Source organism: Streptomyces sp. SID12488 (assembly GCF_010548275.1).
Taxonomy (GTDB): Bacteria; Actinomycetota; Actinomycetes; order Streptomycetales; family Streptomycetaceae; genus Streptomyces.
Genome location: NZ_JAAGLT010000046.1, coordinates 1 through 19265 on the forward strand (window position 1 = coordinate 1; position 19265 = coordinate 19265).

At 69.4% G+C, this 19265-nt stretch carries 23 protein-coding genes; 11 read left to right on the top strand and 12 right to left on the bottom strand.

The genetic code is table 11. The features are described 5' to 3' along the window. The first annotated feature begins 546 nt into the window (after positions 1-546). Positions 547-726, top strand: coding sequence for a hypothetical protein (locus tag G3I56_RS39825; protein WP_164417975.1), 180 nt, complete (start codon positions 547-549; stop codon positions 724-726). A gap of 96 nt (positions 727-822) precedes the next feature. On the opposite strand, the gene G3I56_RS39830 is transcribed toward G3I56_RS39825, so the two are convergent. Beyond that, positions 823-1566 carry an SDR family oxidoreductase gene (locus tag G3I56_RS39830; RefSeq protein WP_164417977.1) on the bottom strand — a complete coding sequence of 248 codons (744 nt, stop codon included), beginning with the start codon at positions 1564-1566 and terminating at the stop codon, positions 823-825. Between the two features lie 247 nt (positions 1567-1813). On the opposite strand from G3I56_RS39830, the gene G3I56_RS39835 reads away from it, so the two are divergent. From G3I56_RS39835 to G3I56_RS39845, 3 genes are all read left to right on the top strand, one after another. Further along, the gene (locus tag G3I56_RS39835) at positions 1814-2104 is read left to right on the top strand and encodes a DUF1905 domain-containing protein (RefSeq protein ID WP_164417979.1); all 291 of its coding nucleotides are present in this window, start codon (positions 1814-1816) and stop codon (positions 2102-2104) included. A 25-nt stretch (positions 2105-2129) separates the two neighbouring features. Beyond that, the gene (locus G3I56_RS44460) at positions 2130-2330 is read left to right on the top strand and encodes a hypothetical protein (RefSeq protein WP_239135389.1); all 201 of its coding nucleotides are present in this window, start codon (positions 2130-2132) and stop codon (positions 2328-2330) included. Between the two features lie 342 nt (positions 2331-2672). Beyond that, positions 2673-3461 carry a DUF6585 family protein gene (locus G3I56_RS39845; protein ID WP_343240199.1) on the top strand — a complete coding sequence of 263 codons (789 nt, stop codon included), beginning with the start codon at positions 2673-2675 and terminating at the stop codon, positions 3459-3461. A 56-nt stretch (positions 3462-3517) separates the two neighbouring features. Here the strand turns inward: G3I56_RS39845 and G3I56_RS39850 are convergent, their stop codons facing one another. After that, a complete protein-coding gene (locus tag G3I56_RS39850; protein WP_343240200.1) occupies positions 3518-4150 on the bottom strand; it encodes a DUF4291 domain-containing protein in 633 nt (210 codons plus the stop codon). Between the two features lie 90 nt (positions 4151-4240). Between G3I56_RS39850 and G3I56_RS39855 the strand changes: the two genes are divergently transcribed. Together G3I56_RS39855 and lnt are read left to right on the top strand one after the other, a co-directional pair. Next, entirely contained in the window at positions 4241-4744 is a 504-nt protein-coding gene (locus tag G3I56_RS39855) for a nuclear transport factor 2 family protein (protein ID WP_164417984.1), read from the top strand. Between the two features lie 184 nt (positions 4745-4928). Next, positions 4929-6503, top strand: a complete 1575-nt coding sequence (gene lnt / locus G3I56_RS39860; protein WP_164417986.1) for an apolipoprotein N-acyltransferase — start codon at positions 4929-4931, stop codon at positions 6501-6503. Here the strand turns inward: lnt and G3I56_RS39865 are convergent. Then, positions 6421-7332: a Gfo/Idh/MocA family oxidoreductase gene (locus G3I56_RS39865; protein ID WP_164417988.1), complete on the bottom strand. Its 912-nt coding sequence runs from the start codon at positions 7330-7332 to the stop codon at positions 6421-6423. The two genes, lnt and G3I56_RS39865, sit on opposite strands and share 83 nt — an antisense overlap. Positions 7333-7460: 128 nt before the next feature. Between G3I56_RS39865 and G3I56_RS39870 the strand changes: the two genes are divergently transcribed. Both G3I56_RS39870 and G3I56_RS39875 read left to right on the top strand, forming a co-directional pair. Beyond that, positions 7461-7979, top strand: coding sequence for a DinB family protein (locus tag G3I56_RS39870; RefSeq protein WP_164417990.1), 519 nt, complete (start codon positions 7461-7463; stop codon positions 7977-7979). Between the two features lie 151 nt (positions 7980-8130). Then, on the top strand, positions 8131-8631 hold the full coding sequence (locus G3I56_RS39875; protein ID WP_343240201.1) for a hypothetical protein: 501 nt from the start codon (positions 8131-8133) through the stop codon (positions 8629-8631). Positions 8632-8745: 114 nt separating this feature from the next. Here the strand turns inward: G3I56_RS39875 and G3I56_RS39880 are convergent, their stop codons facing one another. The 7 genes from G3I56_RS39880 to G3I56_RS39910 all read right to left on the bottom strand — a co-directional run bounded on the left by G3I56_RS39880 (position 8746) and on the right by G3I56_RS39910 (position 15116). Next, positions 8746-9300 carry a tetratricopeptide repeat protein gene (locus G3I56_RS39880; RefSeq protein ID WP_164417992.1) on the bottom strand — a complete coding sequence of 185 codons (555 nt, stop codon included), beginning with the start codon at positions 9298-9300 and terminating at the stop codon, positions 8746-8748. 183 nt (positions 9301-9483) lie between these two features. Then, the gene (gene ung, locus G3I56_RS39885; RefSeq protein WP_164417994.1) at positions 9484-10167 is read right to left on the bottom strand and encodes a uracil-DNA glycosylase; all 684 of its coding nucleotides are present in this window, start codon (positions 10165-10167) and stop codon (positions 9484-9486) included. 139 nt (positions 10168-10306) lie between these two features. Next, on the bottom strand, positions 10307-11887 hold the full coding sequence (locus G3I56_RS39890) for an ABC transporter substrate-binding protein (protein WP_164417996.1): 1581 nt from the start codon (positions 11885-11887) through the stop codon (positions 10307-10309). A gap of 390 nt (positions 11888-12277) precedes the next feature. Beyond that, the gene (locus G3I56_RS39895; RefSeq protein ID WP_164417998.1) at positions 12278-13036 is read right to left on the bottom strand and encodes an SDR family oxidoreductase; all 759 of its coding nucleotides are present in this window, start codon (positions 13034-13036) and stop codon (positions 12278-12280) included. Positions 13037-13053: 17 nt separating this feature from the next. Beyond that, on the bottom strand, positions 13054-13815 hold the full coding sequence (fabG, locus tag G3I56_RS39900) for a 3-oxoacyl-ACP reductase FabG (protein ID WP_164418000.1): 762 nt from the start codon (positions 13813-13815) through the stop codon (positions 13054-13056). A 138-nt stretch (positions 13816-13953) separates the two neighbouring features. Then, positions 13954-14337, bottom strand: a complete 384-nt coding sequence (locus tag G3I56_RS39905) for a DUF3037 domain-containing protein (RefSeq protein WP_164418003.1) — start codon at positions 14335-14337, stop codon at positions 13954-13956. Next, positions 14334-15116: a HipA family kinase gene (locus G3I56_RS39910; protein ID WP_164418005.1), complete on the bottom strand. Its 783-nt coding sequence runs from the start codon at positions 15114-15116 to the stop codon at positions 14334-14336. The genes G3I56_RS39905 and G3I56_RS39910 overlap by 4 nt, the downstream gene beginning before the upstream one ends. A gap of 114 nt (positions 15117-15230) precedes the next feature. Here G3I56_RS39910 and G3I56_RS39915 point away from each other — a divergent pair, with 114 nt between their 5' ends. After that, positions 15231-15668, top strand: a complete 438-nt coding sequence (locus G3I56_RS39915; protein WP_164418007.1) for a Rieske (2Fe-2S) protein — start codon at positions 15231-15233, stop codon at positions 15666-15668. Between the two features lie 3 nt (positions 15669-15671). Here G3I56_RS39915 and G3I56_RS39920 read toward each other — a convergent pair whose 3' ends face one another. Then, positions 15672-16328, bottom strand: a complete 657-nt coding sequence (locus G3I56_RS39920) for a cysteine hydrolase (RefSeq protein ID WP_164418009.1) — start codon at positions 16326-16328, stop codon at positions 15672-15674. Positions 16329-16443: 115 nt separating this feature from the next. On the opposite strand from G3I56_RS39920, the gene G3I56_RS39925 reads away from it, so the two are divergent. Continuing rightward, a complete protein-coding gene (locus G3I56_RS39925; protein WP_164418011.1) occupies positions 16444-16911 on the top strand; it encodes a pyridoxamine 5'-phosphate oxidase family protein in 468 nt (155 codons plus the stop codon). A 228-nt stretch (positions 16912-17139) separates the two neighbouring features. Here the strand turns inward: G3I56_RS39925 and G3I56_RS39930 are convergent, their stop codons facing one another. Then, positions 17140-18042 (bottom strand): LysR family transcriptional regulator, encoded by a 903-nt coding sequence (locus tag G3I56_RS39930; protein WP_164418013.1) that lies wholly within the window; start codon positions 18040-18042, stop codon positions 17140-17142. Positions 18043-18080: 38 nt separating this feature from the next. Here G3I56_RS39930 and G3I56_RS39935 point away from each other — a divergent pair, with 38 nt between their 5' ends. Continuing rightward, positions 18081-19133: a DMT family transporter gene (locus G3I56_RS39935; RefSeq protein WP_164418015.1), complete on the top strand. Its 1053-nt coding sequence runs from the start codon at positions 18081-18083 to the stop codon at positions 19131-19133. The last annotated feature ends 132 nt before the right edge of the window (positions 19134-19265 follow it).

Consider the following 19265-nt stretch of genomic DNA (forward strand, 5'->3'; position numbering starts at 1 on the left):
TCGACTCCCCGGCCCTCCAGCGCCGCCACAAGTCGGCCTTCATCTCGTCCGACATCCCCGGCCGACCCAGTCTCGCCACGTAAACCGTCCTCAACCAGCACTGTTGCTCTGACCGGTTGAATCTAAGGTCGCTTTTTTCAAGATCTCGATCGTCTTCGCCTGCTCGGCAGTCAGCTTCCGCAGCCGCTTCAGCTCCTCGTCCCGAATGTCGCCGCCCGGCCCCGACAGCCTGGCCCGGCTTCGGCCTCCTGGGCGGCACGGGCGACTTCGGTCGCCGTTCGGCCCGACGACCGCACGAGCTCGATCGCGTCCCGCTTGTACTCGTCCGAGTACCGATTCGTGTACTTGCTTCCCACCTGACACTGCTTCCTCTGGAACCTCAGACCCCAGTCTCCAGGTGTCCACGATCAAGGGGAAGCTTCAGTCCTCGGGCTGACGCCCGGGCCGCACACACGGGCGGAAGATCATCCGACCGTGACCAACCACATACCGTACGAGTAGCCGCTCGGTAGCGCAGTGTCAGTCCTTGCGCCTACGCTGGTGCGCATGTCCCCCGATTCCCTGGCCCCTGGTTCCGTGCGGTCTGCCGCTGCGTTGAACGAGCAGATCCGTGCGCTCTGGCTCCGCGCGGGCGGATCCCTCTCGGCCCAAGAACGCGAGGAGTACGAACTGTTGGTGGTCAGGTGGGCCGCGGCGATACGTGGCGAGATCATCGAGGCCGCGTGACCGCGAGGCGGACGCCAGGAGAGCAGGGCGCCTGTCCCACTCCCCCGCCCCACTGATCCACACCCCTCCTGCGCTCCCCCTCCCCGCCACACAGCGTCACCGCCCGCCCGACACCCGCAGCACCGCGCCCGTCGTGTACGAGGCGTCCGCGGACATCAACCAGGCGACGGCGGCAGCGACTTCGCTCGCCAGCCCCGGTCTGCGGAGCGGGATCGTCGGGGCCACGCGCTCGGCCCGGCCCGGATCGCCCATCGTCGCGTGCATCCCGGTGTCGATGATGCCCGGCGCCACCGCGTTGACGCGGACACCGTCCGGACCGAGTTCCTTCGCCAGACCCACGGTCAGCGCGTCGACGGCCGCCTTGGTCGCCGCGTAGTGCACATAGTCGCCGGGGCTGCCGAGGGTGGCAGCCGCCGAGGACACGTTCACGATCACGCCGGCGCCCCGAGCCGTCATGGAGCGCGCGGCCCGACGCGAACACAGCAGCGTGCCCAGCAGGTTGACGTCCACCACGCGTCGCAGATCAACGGGGTCCGCGTCGGCGAGCCTGCCCAACGGCCCGGTCACCCCGGCGTTGTTCACCAGCCCCGTGACCGGCCCGAGCCGCTCCTCCACCGTGTCGAACAGCCGGTCCACCTCCGCCTCGACCGAGGTGTCGACCCGCACGGTCACACACCGCGCTCCCGCCTCCCGCACCCCCGCCGCGACGGACTCGGCGGCCCCCACGTCCCGCACATACCCCACGGCGACGTCATGACCGTCCGCCGCGAGCCGCAGACAAACCGCGGCACCGATCCCCCGACTACCACCGGTGACCACGGTGACGGACGACCCGCTCATGTGCGTACCTCCATATCGCATTGCTCCGCACCCTGTCTCCCACGCCTTCTACGTCTGCGGGTGCGGGTGCGGGTGCGCATCCTAGATCCCAACGGTCCACTCGTCGGCGTACCGAGCCGCTGATCACACTCCGGGCCCACCACGCCCGCACCGAAGGCTGCCTCAACTGCCGCTTCAAGGCACCCTGGTCATTTTTCGTCACGCCGATCATGTGACGTGGCCGCCGACGGGGCAGGAGACTGGCCTGATGGAGTTGAACTTTTCCGGCCGTGTGGTCGAATGGCGCGGGCCGTCGCCGTACTACTTCGTCCCTGTGCCGGACGAGGAGTCCGCCGACATCCGCGAGTTGGCCGCGATGGTCACCTACGGCTGGGGCGTGATCCCCGTAGAGGCTCAGATCGGCGAGGTCGTCTTCCGGACGTCGCTCTTCCCCAGGGACAACGGCTATCTGCTGCCTCTCAAGGCCGCTGTGCGCAAGCAGAGCGGCCTCGCAGCCGGGGACGACGCGACAGTGAAGATGACCGTCTCCCTCCATTAACCCCCACGCCCATGAACGCGGCTCGGTGATCCACGTCAAGCCGTACTCACAGACCCTTTGGCGCACTGCCCTCCTTGGCTTCGAGAAGCTCGTCGGCGTGCTCGATCGCGCGATGTGCGGCGACGACACGGCAGCACTGCATGTCGTCGGCGGACTGGTCCGTGACGTCGGCGGGATCCCGGCGACCCTGGGGCACTGGATCGCGTCCGCCAGTTGGAGGAGGTGACGGGTTTCGTCATCGGCCTGGCCCGCGCGGGCAAGAGCCGGTACGGCGGGGGTTGGAGGCGCAGCGCCCACTCGAAGCCCTCACGGCTGATCTCGACAGCCAGGACGGCTTCCGACCGATACGACCCACAGCAACGACGGGAACAACGGGAACAACTCGGCCATGGGCATGGCCCGCCACGATGAGCGACGGTCGTCTACCGGTTTCCAGCCGGACACCGTAGCATCTCGACGACATTCTGGATCGTCAACTCGGCTTGTTGGCGGGCCTGTTGGGGTACGTCAGCGTGCGGCGGGAGTGTCAATGGGGGCCAGAAATCCATGGGACGAGATCCCGGAGACCGTGCCGGGCGCGGCGGTGGCGCGGCAACTCGGCGCCGGTCGATACGCCTTTCGCACACGGACCAGTGCGGTGTCCTGGTGGGGCTCGTTCATGCTCCTCCTCGTCACGGCGTTCTGCGTGATGATGTTTTTCGTCATCAGTGGTGAGAGTGAGTGGACGAACGCGATCCTCTTCATCATCCTCGGCGCGTGCACCTTTCTCGGGGCGATTGCTGTCCCGTTGGTCGCACGGTTCAGACCGGTCGCATGGTGTGCCGTTTTCGAAGATGGCGTCGTTTACCAGTACGGTTCGCAGCCACCGATCGCCGGGGCCTGGGACGAGATCACCGGATGCCGACGTCAGGCAACGGACCTCGTACGCAACGGGGTCACCATGTCCACCACCCATTCCGTGTACGTCCAGATGCCCGCCGGTAACTTCATGGTGTCGGGTGACACGCCTGACGCTCAGGAGATCGGCGCCCTGATCGCGAACAGCTGGGTCGCGATCCAGAACCGGATCGCCGAAGAGGACGCCACGGTCCGAATGGCCGAACTGGGCGCGTTGTTGGAGGCCGGTGGGCGAGTGGAGTTCGGGCCGTTCACGGTGAGCCTGGCCGGACTCGAGCACGGGGGCACCGTCATGGACTGGAAGAAGATCAGCGAGGTCGAGCTGATGGGATCGACCGTCTGCGTGGTGGTGACCGGTGAGCGCAAGCCGGTCCGAGAGCCGGTCGCGGCCGTGCCGGACGCCGTTCTGTTCCTCACCGTGTCGGACGCCTTGCGGCTGGCTGCGCGGCAGACCAGGTGAGCCAGAGGCTGCTCTTCCCGACCACTACCCATCAGAACTGAGCTTGCCCCTCGAACCTATCGCCGCAGGCGCGACACAGTCTTCTCCGCCACCGGATACGGCCGCTCCGCCGGCAACAATGCAGCTGCCCGAGTCAGTTCGCCTACGCGCACATGCGCGTGGACCTGCTTGGCCAGCGGCGTCACGTCCTCGATCCCGACGATCCACTCGTCGGCATACCGCTCCGCCGCCTCGCCCCCGAGCCCCAGCTGGAGCGAGCGGTAGGGCAGGGGGTTGAGGTGCAGGTCCCGCTCCGGATCCCATTGCACCCGCGCCGGAGCGTGCCTCAACTGCCGCTTCCACTCGGCCTGGTCAGCATGCAGTTCCGGCACGTAGTGCGACAGACACGCGTGCCGTAGCGCCCACTCGAATCCCTCACGGGTGATCTCCACAGCCAGGACGGTCTCCTGACCTTCCTTGGCGCCCCATCCGCAGCGGTACATCATCCAGAGAAAGCTGGGCTTGATCCATGTCATACGGTCCCGCTTCCACGCCGCCGGAAACCGGCCGCCACGTGCCGCCGCGAGGCCGATGCGCGGATCGTAGGCCTGATAGACGGTCACCGTGGACGCCGTATGCCGGGCGCGTACGCGGAACTTGGGTTCCTGTTCGCGGGAAACGTCGGGAAAACCGACTGTCTGATCGTTCACTCGACCAGCTTGGGAGGCGGACACGCCCATCGGCCACCCAATATCCGTACTTCCCTTGGCTGCACCCGTCCCGTGCCCAACACTGAGCCGATGACGCAGCGTGTGGAGCTCGCGACCGTGATGGACCGGCTCTCCCTCGACGGACTCGTCACCGCGTACGCGGTGGCGGTGGACGACGGCGACTGGGAGGCGTACGTGGAACTGTTCGCGCCGGACGGGCGGGCGGACTACCGCTCGGCCGGCGGCATCGAAGGAGACGCCCGACAGGTCGCCGGGTGGCTCCGGCAGAACATGGAACTGTTTCCGATGCGGCAGCATCTGATCGTCAACCGCCAGGTCGGCTTCGGCCTCCTGGAGCAGGACACCGGCGACACTGCACGCGTCCAGGCGGACTACGTCAATCCCATGCGCCTCGCGGACCGTGACGGCCAAGGCGGGTCCACCGCACCCGACTTCGTGTGCGGCGGCCGGTACGCCTTCGGGCTGATCCGTACGGGGGACGGCTGGCGGTTGCGCGAGGTGGTCGTAGAGGAGAAGTGGCGGCGCATGCCGAATCCGCGCCCGGAACCCGTCACCGAACGGGCCACCGACTGACTGGTTCCCCCGACCCGGACCAGCCGCCGTACGCCGTACGAGGAATCCGTCCGGCCTGGCCGGAGTCCTGCTGGTCCGGGATCGCCCCCACCACGCACACTGAACCCAGGTGACCCACGTAAGGGGTGACCGACTGGGTAAGTGACCCGGTGATCCTGGGAAACCGACTGGTAGGAGGCGCCGTATGAAACTGCCCGGCCACTGGCTCGCCTCCCCGTGGCGCCGTTCCGTCGTCGCCGCGCTGGCCGGTGCCCTGCCCATGTTCGCCTTCCCGGCGCCGGCCCTGTGGTGGTTCGCGTATGTCGCGCTCGTGCCCTGGATCCTGCTCGTCCGGTCCGCGCCGACCGCCAAAAGGGCGGCGTACGACGGCTGGTTCGGTGGCCTCGGGTTCATGCTGGCCGTGCATCACTGGTTGCTGCCGAGCCTGCATGTGTTCACGGTCGTCATCGCGGCACTGCTGGGCGCGCTCTGGGCACCCTGGGGCGTTCTCGTACACCGGTTCCTGGGCGGCAGACCATCCGTCGGACGCATCGCCGCCGGGCTCGTCGTGCTGCCGTCGGGGTGGCTCATGGTCGAGCTGGTCCGCTCGTGGCAGGGGCTGGGCGGGCCCTGGGGCATGATCGGATCCAGCCAGTGGCAGGTGGCGCCCGCGCTGCGGCTGGCCTCGGTCGGCGGGGTGTGGCTGCTCAGCTTCCTGGTGGTGACCGTGAACGTCGCGGTCACCGTCCTGGTCGCGGTGCGCGAGTCCCGGGTCCCGGCCGTGGCCGGGCTCGTCGCCACCGCCGCCGTGACCTCCGCGGCCTGGGTGTGGTCACCGCGCCCGGAGGCGGACGGCCGGGTCCGTATCGCCGTCGTGCAACCGGGCATCGTCGACGGGGCGGACAGCCCCGAGAAACGCTTCGCGCTGGAGGAGTCGCTCACCCGTCGGCTGGCCGGCCAGGACGTGGATCTGGTCGTCTGGGGCGAGAGCAGCGTCGGCTACGACCTCGCCGACCGCCCCGACCTGGCGAAAAGGCTCGCGTCACTCTCGCGCACGACTGGGACCGACATCCTCGTCAACGTGGACGCCAGACGATCGGACCGGCCCGGCATCTACAAGAGTTCGGTGCTCGTAGGACCGGACGGCCCCACCGGTGACCGGTACGACAAGATGCGACTCGTGCCCTTCGGCGAGTACATTCCGGCGCGTTCGCTGCTGGGCTGGGCCACCTCCGTCGGCAAGGCGGCGGGTGAGGACCGCAAACGCGGCACCGAGCAGGTGGTGATGAACGTCGGGCACGGCCTGCGCGTCGGGCCCATGGTCTGCTTCGAGTCCGCGTTCCCGGACATGAGCCGCCATCTCGCCCAGGACGGCGCCCAGGTACTGATCGCCCAGTCCTCGACCTCGTCCTTCCAGCACAGCTGGGCCCCCGAGCAGCACGCCTCGATCGCGGCCCTGCGCGCCGCCGAGACCGGCCGGCCGATGGTCCACGCCACGCTGACCGGCGTCTCCGCCGTCTACGGCCCGAGCGGCGAGCGCGTCGGCTCCTGGCTCGGCACCGACGCGAGCACCTCGGCGGTGTACGACGTACCGCTGGCCAGGGGTGTCACGGCGTACGTCCGCTTCGGCGACTGGCTGGTGCACGCGGCCGTGCTCGTCATGGTCGTCCTGGGTGCCGTCGAGGGGATGGGCCTGCTCAGGCGGCGCCGGTCCGCTCCTCCACCGCCCGCACCACCCGCTCGCACAGTTCATGCGTCGCCAGTGCGTCCCGGGCGCTGAGCACCTTGCCCGCGCGCACGGCGTCGAGGAAGGTGAGGACCGCCTGTTCGATGCCGCGCTGCCGGGCCACGGGCACCCAGTCGCCGCGCCGCCGTACGCTCGGCTGCCCCTTGTGGTCGATCACCTCGGCGAGGTTGACCACCTGACGCTTGGTGTCCTGCCCGGACACTTCGAGGATCTCCTCGGCGGAGCCGCTGAGCCGGTTCATCACCCCGAGCGCGGTGAAACCGTCCCCGGCGAGCTGGAGCACCACATGGTGCAGCAGTCCGTCCTCCGTGCGGGCACGCACGGTCACGTCGTCGACCGGGCCCGGCACCAGGAACCGCAGCGTGTCCACGACATGGATGAAGTCGTCGAGGATCATCGCACGGGGTTCCTCGGGCAGCCCGATGCGGTTCTTCTGCATCAGGATCAGCTCGCGCGGGTGGTCGGCGCACTGGGTGTACCCGGGCGCGAAGCGCCTGTTGAACCCGACGGCGAGCGAGACCCCACGTTCCTCCGCCAGCCTCACCAGCCGCTCCGACTCGGCGAGTTCGTACGCGAGCGGCTTGTCGACATACGTCGGTACGGCCGCCTCCAGCAACCTGGTGACGATCTCCGGGTGCACGACGGTGGGCGCGTGCACGAAGGCCGCGTCGAGGCCCTCGGCGATCAGATCGTCGAGGTCGGTGTGGCGCTGCCCGGCCGGCAGGCGCAGTCCGTCGGCGACCCGGGCCAGCGTCGCGGGCGTCCGAGTGTGCAGATGCAGTTCGACGCCGGGCCGCGCGCCCAGCACCGGCAGATACGCCTTCTGCGCGATGTCACCGAGTCCGATGCAGCCGACCTTCACGGGGTCTCCTTCAACGGGTTGCCTGCCGGGGTCATGCCGGAAGCATAGGGCCGCCGGACGCTTCACCGGCCGGCCGGGCCTCCGGAAAACACATGGTGGGGGCGGTCGCGGTGAGCGACCATGCCTGTATGACGACACCGACGCCACGCAGTGAACCCGCCCAGAACGCCGACGAGCGAACCATGCTGGAGGGCTGGCTCGACTACCACCGGCAGACCCTGGCGTGGAAGTGCGAGGGCCTGACCGACGCCCAGCTCAGGACCGCCTCGGTGGAACCGTCCGAACTCTCCCTGATGGGCCTGGTGCGGCACATGGCGGAAGTGGAGCGGGGCTGGTTCCGCAAGGTGCTGGTGGCCGAAGACGCGGGGCCGATCTACTACACCGATGAGGACCGGGACGGCGAGTTCCATCTGACCGAGGCGGACACCTGGGAGGAGGCGTACAGCACCTGGCAGGCCGAGATCGGGATCGCCCGGCGCAACTCCGCCGGCTTCGGTCTCGACGACCTCTCGAAGGGCCGAAGCAAACACAGCGACGAGCCGTTCAACCTGCGCTGGCTCTACACCCACATGATCGAGGAGTACGCCCGCCACAACGGCCACGCCGACCTGCTCCGCGAACGGCTCGACGGAACGACCGGCGACTGAGCCGCGCCGGCGGAGGGTCGCGCGCCGGGACGGTGAGACCGTCAGCCGGGGCCCTCCCAGGCCCTCCGTAAGGGGCCGGAGATCACTCGTGTGGGGCATCCTCCCCTTGTCCACGGCCGCGAAACGGAGCGGAACCAGCAGAGTTGCGCGGGTGCATCGAACGACGACCACCGCAACGCTTCTGGTCACTGTGGCTGTCACGGCCCTCTCCGGCTGCGTCACGATCCAGCACCCGACCGCTCCCGGCCCGCTCCCGGCACCGTCCCAGCCGTCGGCGCCCCGTCCGGACGGCCGGGCCGAACCTCAGATCGTGCAGGCGCCTGCCCGGGAGGCACTGGAGCTCATCGGCCCCGACCGCAGGCCCGCGCATGCCCCACGGACACCGCAGGGCATGGGCGAGCCGCACCGCCCGGCCGCCGCGGCGCCCGTAGCCCCGCCGGCCGCCGCTCCGGCACCCCCGCCACGCCGGACCAAGCCGAAGAAGCGCCCGCCCAAGCCCGAGCGCCGTCACACCCAGCCCCGCGTCGAGCTCCCCGAGGTGTCCCGCCCGGTACGCGAGAACACGGACGTGTGCGCCCTCGGCAAGAAGTACGGCGGCTGGGGCAAGGACAGCCCCCAGACGGTCATCTGCAAGGAGGCGTACGGGCGTTGAGCGCGCAGGGGTCGGGCTCGAGCGCGGTCTGCGTCGGACCGGACTGGCTGACGGGCACGCTTTCAGAGCTTCAGCTCGCCAGAACCCTCCGGAGCGTTCCGGGACCTGGACCTCCTAGGGCCGCTGTCTCGGCGTCCCCCAGGAATCCGGCCCCCAGGAATCCCCTTCCGGTTCCCCGGCGGAGTCCCCCTCCCCCAGCCGCAGCTCGAGTCGCCCGATGGCCGCCCTGACTCCGTCGCCGTAGCTGTCGTCCCCCAGGGCGTCGGCCGCGCCGCGGGCGCGACGGATGTGGGTGCGGGCGGCGTCGGGGCGGTCCAGTTTGACGTAGTCGGCAGCAAGGTTCAGGTGCAGCGACGGATACAGGGCGCGCACCGCGAGCGCTCCCTCGTGCTGGACGACCTCCGCGACCCGCTCGTCCGACAGCTCCTGTGCCGCCGACAACGCCCGGAGATCCCAAGCCAGTTCGTCCGAAGGGTCGTCCTGTGTGTCGGCCATGTAGTGCGCCAGTGTGCAGCGGTGCAACGGGTCGCCGGTCGCGCCGATCTCCGCCCACAGCCCCAGAAGGCGCCCCCGGGCCTCCTCGCGGTCACCGCCGTGATGCAACATGACGGCCTGTCCGATCCGGGTCATCATGGCATCCGGTGCCACCTGTTCCTGCCGCTCCGTCACCGCGCCCTCCGCCCTCGTCCGCTGTGCCCGCTGTCCCTCCAGACGCTAGCCGCAGGCGCTGACAATCCCGCTCAGGCGAGCCGGTACGGCACCGGACCGGCCCCGTGACGGACGCGGACCGGCCCGGTGACGCGGCTCGGCGCTCCCGGGTCGGCCCAGGTTGGAATCAGCTCGGGTCGAGGCTCAGCCGAGGTCGGGAATCGTCCAGTCGACCGGCGCGTGCCCCTGGCCGGCCACCGCCTCGTTGATCTGGGTGAACGGGCGCGAGCCGAAGAACTTCTTCGCCGACAGCGGCGACGGGTGCGCCCCCTTCACCACCACGTGCCGCTCCTCGTCGATCAGCGGGAGCTTCTTCTGCGCGTAGTTGCCCCACAGGACGAACACCGCCGGGTCGGGACGGTCGGCCACCGACCGGATCACCGCGTCCGTGAACCTCTCCCAGCCCTTGCCCTTGTGCGAGTTGGCTTCGCCGGAGCGGACCGTGAGCACCGCGTTGAGCAGCAGCACGCCCTGCTGGGCCCACGGCATCAGATAGCCGTTGTCGGGGACGGGCGTGCCCAGCTCTTCCTTCATCTCCTTGTAGATGTTGCGGAGCGAGGGCGGGGTCTTCACCCCGGGGCGAACCGAGAAGCACAGGCCGTGGCCCTGCCCCTCGCCGTGGTAGGGGTCCTGACCGAGGATCAGGACCTTCACCTGGTCGTACGGCGTCGCCTCGAGCGCGGCGAACACCTCTTCGCGCGGAGGATAGACAGGACCCTTCGCCCGCTCCTCCTCGACGAACTCGGTCAGCTCCTTGAAGTAGGGCTGCTGCAGTTCGTCACCCAGGACGCCGCGCCAGGACTCGGGCAGCATGGCGATGTCGGTCACGTGAACTTCCTCCGATGTGCGGTGTGTTCCACTCACCGAAGAACCTACCGGCGCCCACTGACAACGGGTCACCGACAACGGCTCCCGAGGCTCCGGACACAAGCCGCGCGCCGTCCACGCGCGCCGTCCACGGGCGCTGCTACCAGCTGGTCTTCCAGTACAGCTCCCACATCACCATCATGGTCGCCGGGTCGATGGACACCTCGGCGCCGCCGATGTCCTCGTTCGCCGCCACATGCTGCTTGCCCTGCCACAGTGGCAGCAACCGGGCGTCGTCCAGAAGGATCTGCTGGGCCTCCTCGAACTGCTCGCCGACGGCCCCGCGGTCGCTCTCCCGGCGGGACTCCGGCAACAGTTGACCGGTGATCTGGGGCGACGTGTACGGCGTACCGAGCGCGTTCTGCTCGCCCACGAAGGGGGCGATGAAGTTGTCGGCGTCGGGGAAGTCGGGGAACCAGCCGCGCCCGAACACCGGGTACTCGCCCTTCTGGTAGCCGTCCACGTACGTCTTCCAGGGGCGACTCTTGAGCGTCACGGTGAACAGGCCGGAGGACTCCAGCTGCCGCTTCAGCTCCTCGAAGGCCGGCTTGGTCTGGGAGCCGTAGCGGTCGCTCGTGTACCAGAGGGTGAGCGGGACCCGCTCGGTGATGCCGTCCTCCAGGAGGATCTGCCGGGCCTTGGAGGAACTGGGATTCCCGAAGTCGTCGAAGAAGCCCGTGGTGTGGCCGACCAGTCCCTTGGGGATCATGGAGTACAGCGGCTCGACGGTGTCCTTGTAGATGTTGTGGGCGAGCGCCGGACGGTCGACGACCTGGGCGATCGCCTTACGGACCGAGAGCTTGTTGGACCACGGGTCCCTGGGGTTGAACACCAGGTAGCTGATCTCGGTGGTGGCGTTCTCGATGAGCTGGAGGCCCTCCTCCTTCTCGTTGTCCTCGATGTCGACGACGTCGGCGGCGCTGAGACCGCGGTAGACGACGTCGATGGCCTTGTCCCGGAGGGCGTCGGCCACCGCGGACGAACTCCGGAAGTACCGGATGGTGACGGCGTCGTTCTTGGGGTCCGCGATGCCCTTGTAGTTGCCGTTCTTGACCAGTACGGCCCTGTCGCCCTCCTTGTAGGACTCCAGGGTGTACGGACCGGAGCCGCTGACCTTGCCGTCCTCACGGAGGGACTTCGCGGGGTACTCCTCGGGGTCCACGATCGACATGGCGGGCGTGGAGAGCACGAAGGGGAAGGTCGCGTCGGCCTGGTTCAGGTGGAAGACGATCCCGCGGTCGCCCTTCACCTCGATCCGGTCGAGGCTGGTCAGCAGACCGGCGGGGCCACCGTTGACGTTGATCTTCTTGATCCGGTCGATGGAGTACTTGACGGCCTGCGCGTCCAGTTCGTGTCCGTCCGAGAACTTCAGGCCCTCGCGCAGCTCGCAGCTGTACACCGTGCTCGAACTGTCGGTGAACTCGCAGGTCTTGGCGGCGTCGGGCTTGGGCTCGGACCCGCCTGTCTCGAAGTTGAGCAGGGTCTGGTGGACGTTGCGGAAGAGCTCCCACGAGTTGTCCCAGGAGGCCGCCGGATCCAGTGTGCTGGGCTCGCTGGTCGTCCCCACCACGATCGGTTTCCCGTCGTTGGAGGAGTCGGAGGAGAAGACTCCGCATCCGGCGACCATGGATATGGACGCGGCTGTCGCCAGCTGCCGCAGGCCCCGGTTCCGGTTGAACACGTGCACGCTCCTCGATCTGCTATACCAAGCCAACGGTCGGCAGACCATACCGCAGCGCCCCACCGGGCGGTCCAGCTTCCGGGAAGGCCCGTTGATCAGCACGTATCGGACAGCACCGTCATCGGACGGTGTGACCTCGGACGTCGACACGGGAGCATTTTCTGTCAGCCGGGGCCGCATAGGTTTGCGACGGTCGACATGGAGACTTTCGGCCGCTCATCTTCCGGCAGATGTCGGAGTGGACATCAAATTCGCCGACATACGGCGACTCCCGGCGGACACTCCGAATGCTCCGGACAATCCGGACAGAGTGCGCGAAAGACGCGAGGCGGGGCGGGCGCCCCCATCGGGTAACGCCCGCCCCGCCTCGTACACACGGGGTTCCTTACGTCAGCTGTTGCCGGCCTTGAGGAAGATGCCGCCGTCGACCACGAGCGTCTGGCCGGTGATCCAGTCGGCCTGGGCCGAGGTCAGGAACGCGGCGGCGCCGCCGATGTCGGAGGGTACGCCGAGCCGGCCGAGCGGGTAGGCGGCAGCGGCCTCCTCTTCCCGGCCCTCGTAGAGCGCCTGCGCGAACTTCGTCTTCACGACGGCCGGCGCGATCGAGTTGACCCGCACCCCGGGCGCGTACTCGTGCGCCAGTTGCAGTGTCAGGTTGTCCAGCGCGGCCTTGCTGACGCCGTACGCGCCGATGAACGGCGAGGCCGAGAGGCCGGCGACGGACGTGATGTTGACGATCGCGCCGCCGTTCTCCTTCTGCCAGGCGTGCCAGGTCTTCTGGGCGAAGCCGAGCGCCGAGACGACGTTGGTCTCGAAGACCTTGCGCGCCACGTTGAGGTCGAGGTCGGCGATCGGACCGAACACCGGGTTCGTACCGGCGTTGTTGACCAGGAAGTCGACGCGCCCGAACGCCTCCAGGGTGCGCTCCACGGCGACGGCCTGGTGGGCCTCGTCATGGGCTTTGCCGGCCACGCCGATGACCCGGTCGCCACCGAGTGTCTCGACGGCCTCCTTGAGCGCGTCCTCGTTGCGTCCGGTGATGCACACCCGGTCACCGCGCGCGATCAGCGCCTCGGCGATGCCGTAGCCGATGCCCCGGCTGGCACCCGTGATGAGGGCGACCTTGCCCGAGAGTTCCACTGTCGTCATGTTCCTGTTCCCCAGCCCTAGTCGAGCGGTCCGCCGGCGACGTACAGCACCTGGCCGGAGACGAATCCGGCGGCCTCGCCCGTGAAGAAGGCGATCGCGTTGGAGATGTCGTCCGGATTGCCCACGCGCTGCACGGGGATCTGGGTAGCGGCGGCGGCCTTGAAGTCCTCGAAGCCCATGCCGACACGCTCGGCGGTGGCGGCGGTCATGTCGGTGGCGATGAAGCCGGGGGCGACGGCGTTCGCGGTGACGCCGAACTTGCCGAGTTCGAGGGCGAGGGTCTTGGTGAAGCCCTGGAGACCGGCCTTGGCGGCGGAGTAGTTGACCTGGCCGCGGTTGCCCTGGGCGGAGGACGAGGACAGGTTGACGATCCGGCCGAACTTGGCGTCCACCATGTACTTCTGACAGGCCCGCGACATCAGGAAGGCGCCGCGCAGGTGCACGTTCATGACCGTGTCCCAGTCGGAGACACTCATCTTGAAGAGCAGGTTGTCGCGCAGGACGCCGGCGTTGTTGACGAGGATCGTGGGTCCGCCCAGTTCCTCGGCGATGCGCGTGACCGCGGCCGCGACCTGGGCCTCGTCGGAGACGTCGCAGCCGACGGCGAGCGCCTTGCCACCGGCGGCGGTGATCTGCTCGACGGTGTCCTTGCAGGCGGCCTCGTCGAGGTCGATCACCGCGACGGCGCGGCCCTCCGCCGCCAGTCGTACGGCGGTCGCGGCGCCGATGCCGCGCGCACCGCCGGTGACCACGGCGACCCGCTGCTCAGTGGTGGACATTGCTGGTTCTCCTCGCCCTTGAAAAGCCTGCGGCCCACGGTACGCCCTCAGGTGAGCGACCGCTTAGTACCTTCAGTACCCGTGACGCTAGAAGTCCTGGCACCCGGTGTCAACGGCATGCGGTGCCGGTGTGAGCCATTACCTGACCAGCAGCGTGAGCAGCCGCTCGGCCTCGGCCCCCGGATCGGCCGTGAGGCCCGTGTGCACAGGCCCCGGCTGAACCACGGTCGAGCGTGGCGCGATCAGCCAGCGAAAGCGCCGCCCGGCATCGTCCAGCGCCGCCTGGCCTGCCGCTTTCCCACCCGCGCAGACCCCCTCGACGGCACGCAGCGCGGCCCGCACACCGGCCACGTCGGCCTCGGGGTCCAGCGCACGCAGCTTGCCCTCGTCCAGATACGTACGCGCTGCGACGAAGGACTTGGCGCGGCAGTACACCAGAACACCGGCGTTGAAGCACTCGCCGCGCTCGATCCGCGGTACGACCCGCAGCAGCGCGTACTCGAAGACATCCCGCTCGCTCACTTCTCCCCCTCGACACCCTGGATGCCCGCAGCGCCCTTGATGCGCTCATGGATGACGGCGGCGCGCGCGAGGAGCGGCTCCGCGTAGGCCCGCCGGAGGGCGTCCGGCGAGTCGAAGCCGGGTTCGTCCGCGAGCCACGCGTCGGGGATCTCGGCGGTCACCTCGGCGAGCAGTTCCTCGGTGACCAGCGGTGCCAGTTCGGCGGCGGCCGAGGCGACGTCCGGGCCGAACGGCGCGAGCGCGTGCTCGGAGACGTCGTACGGCTTGGCGGCGGAGGTGCGGGCGCCGGGCCAGTGGTGGTGCCAGATCATCGTGGCGCCGTGGTCGATGAGCCACAGGTCGCCGTGCCACATCAGCATGTTGGGGTTGCGCCAGGAGCGGTCGACGTTGTTGACGAGCGCGTCGAACCACACCACCCGCCCGGCCTCCTCGGCGCTCACCTCGAAGGCGAGGGGGTCGAAGCCGATCGCACCCGACAGGAAGTCCATGCCGAGGTTGGTGCCACCGCTCGACCTGAGCAGCCCCTGCACCTCCTCGTCGGGCTCGCCGAGGCCCAGCACCGGGTCCAGGGCGACTGTCACCAGCCCCGGCACCCGCAGCCCCAGCCGCCGGGCCAGCTCACCGCAGACGACCTCGGCGACGAGCGTCTTGCGGCCCTGTCCCGCGCCGGTGAACTTCATGACGTACGCCGCGAGATCGTCGGCCTCGACGAGCCCCGGCAACGAACCGCCCTCACGCAGGGGCGTGATGTAGCGGGTCGCGATGACTTCCTTGAGCATCGGCCCAGGTTACTGGGGCGTTCGGAGCCGGATGCCCGTACCGCCTGAACGGCGCGCGCGCAGGGTTCGTATCTTCGTACGGATCAGGAAACGCCTGCGGAAGGAAACGCCAGCATGAGCAGCGCCTCGCTTCAGCCCGTATCGGGACCGGCTCGTCGTACGGTCATGGCGGCGGCCGGCGCGGCGGGGCTCGCCGTCACGCTGACCGCGTGCGGGTCGGGGGACGACTCGTCGGACACCGCCACCGAACAGGGCGCCGCCGCCGGCACCGCCCTCGCGAAGACCTCCGACATACCGGAGGGCGGCGGCAAGATCTTCAAGGACCAGGGTGTGGTGGTCACGCAGCCGACGGCGGGCACCTACAAGGCGTTCTCGGCGAAGTGCACGCACGCGGGCTGTGCGGTGACGGGCATCACCAACGGCGTCATCACCTGTCCGTGCCACAACAGCGAGTTCTCGGTCGCGGACGGCAGCGTGAAGAAGGGCCCGGCGACCAAGGCGCTGGCCGCCGAGTCGATCACCGTGTCCGGCGACTCCATCACGCTCGCCTGACCCTCACGCTCGCTCCCGCCCGGCCCGGCGGGGACGCTTGAGACAGGCCAGCACCTCGTCGGTGGTCGCGACCGTGGCGACCAGCGCGAGGGTGTTGCGGATCATCGCGGGGGTGTAGTCGGAGGGCACTCCCGCGATGGCGTCCCCGGGCACGACGACGGTGTATCCACGGTTCACGGCGTCGAACACGGCGTTGGGAATCGCGACGTTGGCCGAGACCCCGGTCACGACCAGCGTCCGGCAGCCCAGGTTGCGCAGCAGGGCATCGACGTCGGTGCCCTGGATCGGCGAGAGGCCGTGCAGCCGCCGTACGACGAAGTCCTCGTCGGCGACCTCGATCGGCGGTGCGACGCGCACTGCGGTGGTGCCCGAGAACTGCTGGACGGGGAGCCGTGCGGCGGCCCGGAACAGCCGGGCGTTGCGGTTGGCGCCCCGCCCGTCGGGACGGCGTTCGGCGACGGCGTGAACGACCTGGACACCGGTCTCGTGGGCGGCGGCGACCAACCTGGCGACCTGGGCGAGCGCCCCCGACGACCGCGCCTCCCTGGCGAGTTCGGGCAGGGCACTGTCCGGTCCGACGACGCCCTGCTGGCACTCGACGGTGAGCAGGACCGTAGTCGCGGGGTCGAGGAGTTCGCTGAGCTGTTCGTACGACGGCATGGCGCTCCCTGGTCGCGGACCTTACGGGTGGGCGGGCGAGACTAACGTCCGTCGCGTACGGGCGGAAGGCAGCCCATATTCTTTTCTGACGTAAGAGAGCAAAAAGGGGGATCGCATGACCGCCACTCAGCGCCGAGGCCGGAAGATCATGATGACGCCGGGGGAGCTGGACGAGTTCCTGGCGACCCAGCGCACCTGCCGGGTAGCCACGGTGTCGGCCGGGGGCGCTCCGCACGTGAGCACGCTGTGGTTCGCCTGGGACGGCACCTCGATGTGGCTGTACTCGGTGGTCCGCAGCAAGCGCTGGACCGACCTGCGCCGTGACCCGCGGGTGGCGATCGTCGTCGACACGGGCGAGGAGTACGACGAACTGCGCGGCGTGGAGCTGTCCGGCGCCGTCGATTTCGTCGGCGAGTCACCGCGCACCGGGGAACTCCGCGCCGAACTGGACGTCCCGGAGACCCTGTTCGCCCGCAAGAACTTCCACCTGGACGAGATGCCGCACGACGGCAGACACGCCTGGATACGCCTGACCCCGGAAAAGACGGTCTCCTGGGACTTCAGCAAACTGCCACCCCAGTAGCGGGCAGCACCATCCAGCCCGGACGGGCACGATCCAGCCCGTCCGGCACGATCCAGCCCGTCCGGCGTTTGAGGACAAGGCCCCTTCAGGGCCGTAGGGGGGTCTGGGGGCGCAGCCCCCAGTTCGGGTCCCCCCTCTGGGGGAGGGATGGGACGGTTAGGGGCGGCGGGGGCGAACTCCCTTCCACAACACGCCGCCCCCACACCCGCCGAACCCGCGGAGCGCATCTCACCCCACCCCCCGCCCCACCACCCTCAACGCCTCCACAGCCGCCCGGATCGACGGCCGCCGGTCGGCATCCGCCCGCCAGACCACGTACACATGCCGCCGCACACGCTGCCGCAGCGGAACGGTGACGACGCCGGCAGGTACCGGATCACGGCCCAGCAGCGGCGCGATGCACACACCGAGCCCCGCCGCCACCAGCGCCAACTGCGTGTGTGTCTCCGCCGCACGATGACCGATGCACGGCTCGACGCCCTTGGACCGCAGCGTGAACATCAGCCACTCGTGGCAGAACTCGCCCTCGGCCCACGTGATCCACTCGTCCTCGGCGAACTCCCCGAGGTCCACCTCGCTCCGGCCGGCGAGCGGATGAGCGACCGGCATCGCCACGTCCGCCGGGTCGTCGAGGATCGCCGCCTTGACCAGACCGTCGGGCAGTGGCATCGGCTTGTTGTACCAGTCGAGCACGACCGCCAGGTCCAGGTCCCCGCGCACCACCCCGGCGACCCCCGCCTCCGGTTCCAGCTCGCACGAGCGCAGCCGCAACCCGGGATGCGCCGCGCGCAGGGCCGCGAGCGCGGCCGGGAACAGTCCGCGTGCGGCGGTCGGGAACGCCGAGAGCCGCAGTTCGCCCACCACCTGCCCGCGCTGTGCCTCCAGGTCGGACTGGGCGAGCTCGACCTGGGACAGGATGCGCGCGGCGTGGTCCGCGAGCAGCTGTCCGGCATCGGTGAGCCGCACGCCCCGCCCGTTCTTGGCGAGGAGCTGCTGCCCCACCTCCCGCTCGAGTTTGGACATCTGCTGCGAGACGGCCGACGTCGTCACATGCAGCCCCTCGGCCGCCCCGCTGACCGAGCCGTGCCGGGCGAGGGCGTCGAGGGTGCGCAGGCGCTCCAGGTTCAACATGTAAGCGATCCTACGAGATAAGACGAACACATGCTCGCTTGTGCTACGAGATCGACTCGGGGATCGTGGCACCCATGAGCCGCCCCACCACCCCGAAGCCCACGACAGCGACGCCCCCGCCCACCGCCACCTCCACGCCCGCATCCACACCTGCATCTGCATCTGCATCTGCATCCGCCCAGGTCAGTCGCCGCCCCGCCCTCGACTGGCGCATCCGTTTCGGCGTGCTGTCCCTGATCTGGGGCTTCAGCTTCCTGCTGATCAAGGTCGGTACGCAGGGGTTCGCGCCGTTCCAGGTCACCTTCGGCCGACTGCTCTTCGGCACTGCGGTCCTGGCGGCGGCGCTGGTGGTGAGGCGGGAGCGGCTGCCGCGCGGCGCGCGCACGTGGGGGCATCTGGCGGTGGCCGCGTTCCTGCTGAACGCGCTGCCGTTCTCGCTGTTCGCGTACGCGGAGCTGACGATCCCGTCCACGCTCGCCGGCATCTGCAACGCGACCTCGCCACTGTGGGGCATGGCCCTGTCCCTGGTCGCGCTCTCGGAGGACCGTCCGACGCGGGTGCGGGTGGCCGGTCTCGGCCTGGGTTTCATAGGCGTGCTGACCGTCCTCGGTGCCTGGCAGGGCTTCCGCGGCCTGGACCCGACGGGTACGGCGCTGGCGCTACTGGCCTCGCTCAGCTACCCCATCGGCTGGATCTACGTCCGCCGCAAGCTGGCGGGCTCCGGCCACTCCCATCTGTCGCTCAGCGGCGCCCAACTGCTGCTGGCCACTCTCCAACTGGCCCTGGTCACACCGCTGTTCACAGGAATACCCGACGGCATCCCCGTCGGGCCGCTGCTCGCGATCGTCGCGCTCGGCGCACTGGGCACGGGCTTCGCGATGCTGCTGCAGTACGGCCTGGTCGCGGAGACGGGCCCGACGACCGCCCAGATGGTCACGTATTTCATCCCGGTCATCGCCACGGTCGCGGGCGTCACCCTGCTCGGCGAGACCCTGACCTGGTCGACCCCGGTGGGCGCGGTGGTGGTACTGGCCGGGGCGGCACTGACCCAGGCCGGCCCTCGCCGACGTCGGGCCGAGCCTCGGGCATAGGTCCGGGCCAAGCGCGCCGAGGGAACTCAGGTGCGTCACCTGCGGATCCGTCACTCCTGGTCACGTCCTCACGTCGGCGCCACGGACCGGCACAGCCCCACATCACATCCATCGGGGCGCCTTCACAGGACA

Coding starts and splice junctions, on each gene's coding strand:
- G3I56_RS39915 (WP_164418007.1), top strand. CDS start 15,231: ATGAGCAGCGCCTCGCTTCAGCCCGTATCGGGACCGGCTCGTCGTACG.
- G3I56_RS39825 (WP_164417975.1), top strand. CDS start 547: ATGTCCCCCGATTCCCTGGCCCCTGGTTCCGTGCGGTCTGCCGCTGCG.
- G3I56_RS39870 (WP_164417990.1), top strand. CDS start 7,461: ATGACGACACCGACGCCACGCAGTGAACCCGCCCAGAACGCCGACGAG.
- G3I56_RS39920 (WP_164418009.1), bottom strand. CDS start 16,328: ATGCCGTCGTACGAACAGCTCAGCGAACTCCTCGACCCCGCGACTACG.
- G3I56_RS39835 (WP_164417979.1), top strand. CDS start 1,814: ATGGAGTTGAACTTTTCCGGCCGTGTGGTCGAATGGCGCGGGCCGTCG.
- G3I56_RS39855 (WP_164417984.1), top strand. CDS start 4,241: ATGACGCAGCGTGTGGAGCTCGCGACCGTGATGGACCGGCTCTCCCTC.
- G3I56_RS39930 (WP_164418013.1), bottom strand. CDS start 18,042: ATGTTGAACCTGGAGCGCCTGCGCACCCTCGACGCCCTCGCCCGGCAC.
- fabG (WP_164418000.1), bottom strand. CDS start 13,815: ATGTCCACCACTGAGCAGCGGGTCGCCGTGGTCACCGGCGGTGCGCGC.
- G3I56_RS39830 (WP_164417977.1), bottom strand. CDS start 1,566: ATGAGCGGGTCGTCCGTCACCGTGGTCACCGGTGGTAGTCGGGGGATC.
- G3I56_RS39910 (WP_164418005.1), bottom strand. CDS start 15,116: ATGCTCAAGGAAGTCATCGCGACCCGCTACATCACGCCCCTGCGTGAG.
- G3I56_RS39895 (WP_164417998.1), bottom strand. CDS start 13,036: ATGACGACAGTGGAACTCTCGGGCAAGGTCGCCCTCATCACGGGTGCC.
- lnt (WP_164417986.1), top strand. CDS start 4,929: ATGAAACTGCCCGGCCACTGGCTCGCCTCCCCGTGGCGCCGTTCCGTC.
- G3I56_RS39925 (WP_164418011.1), top strand. CDS start 16,444: ATGACCGCCACTCAGCGCCGAGGCCGGAAGATCATGATGACGCCGGGG.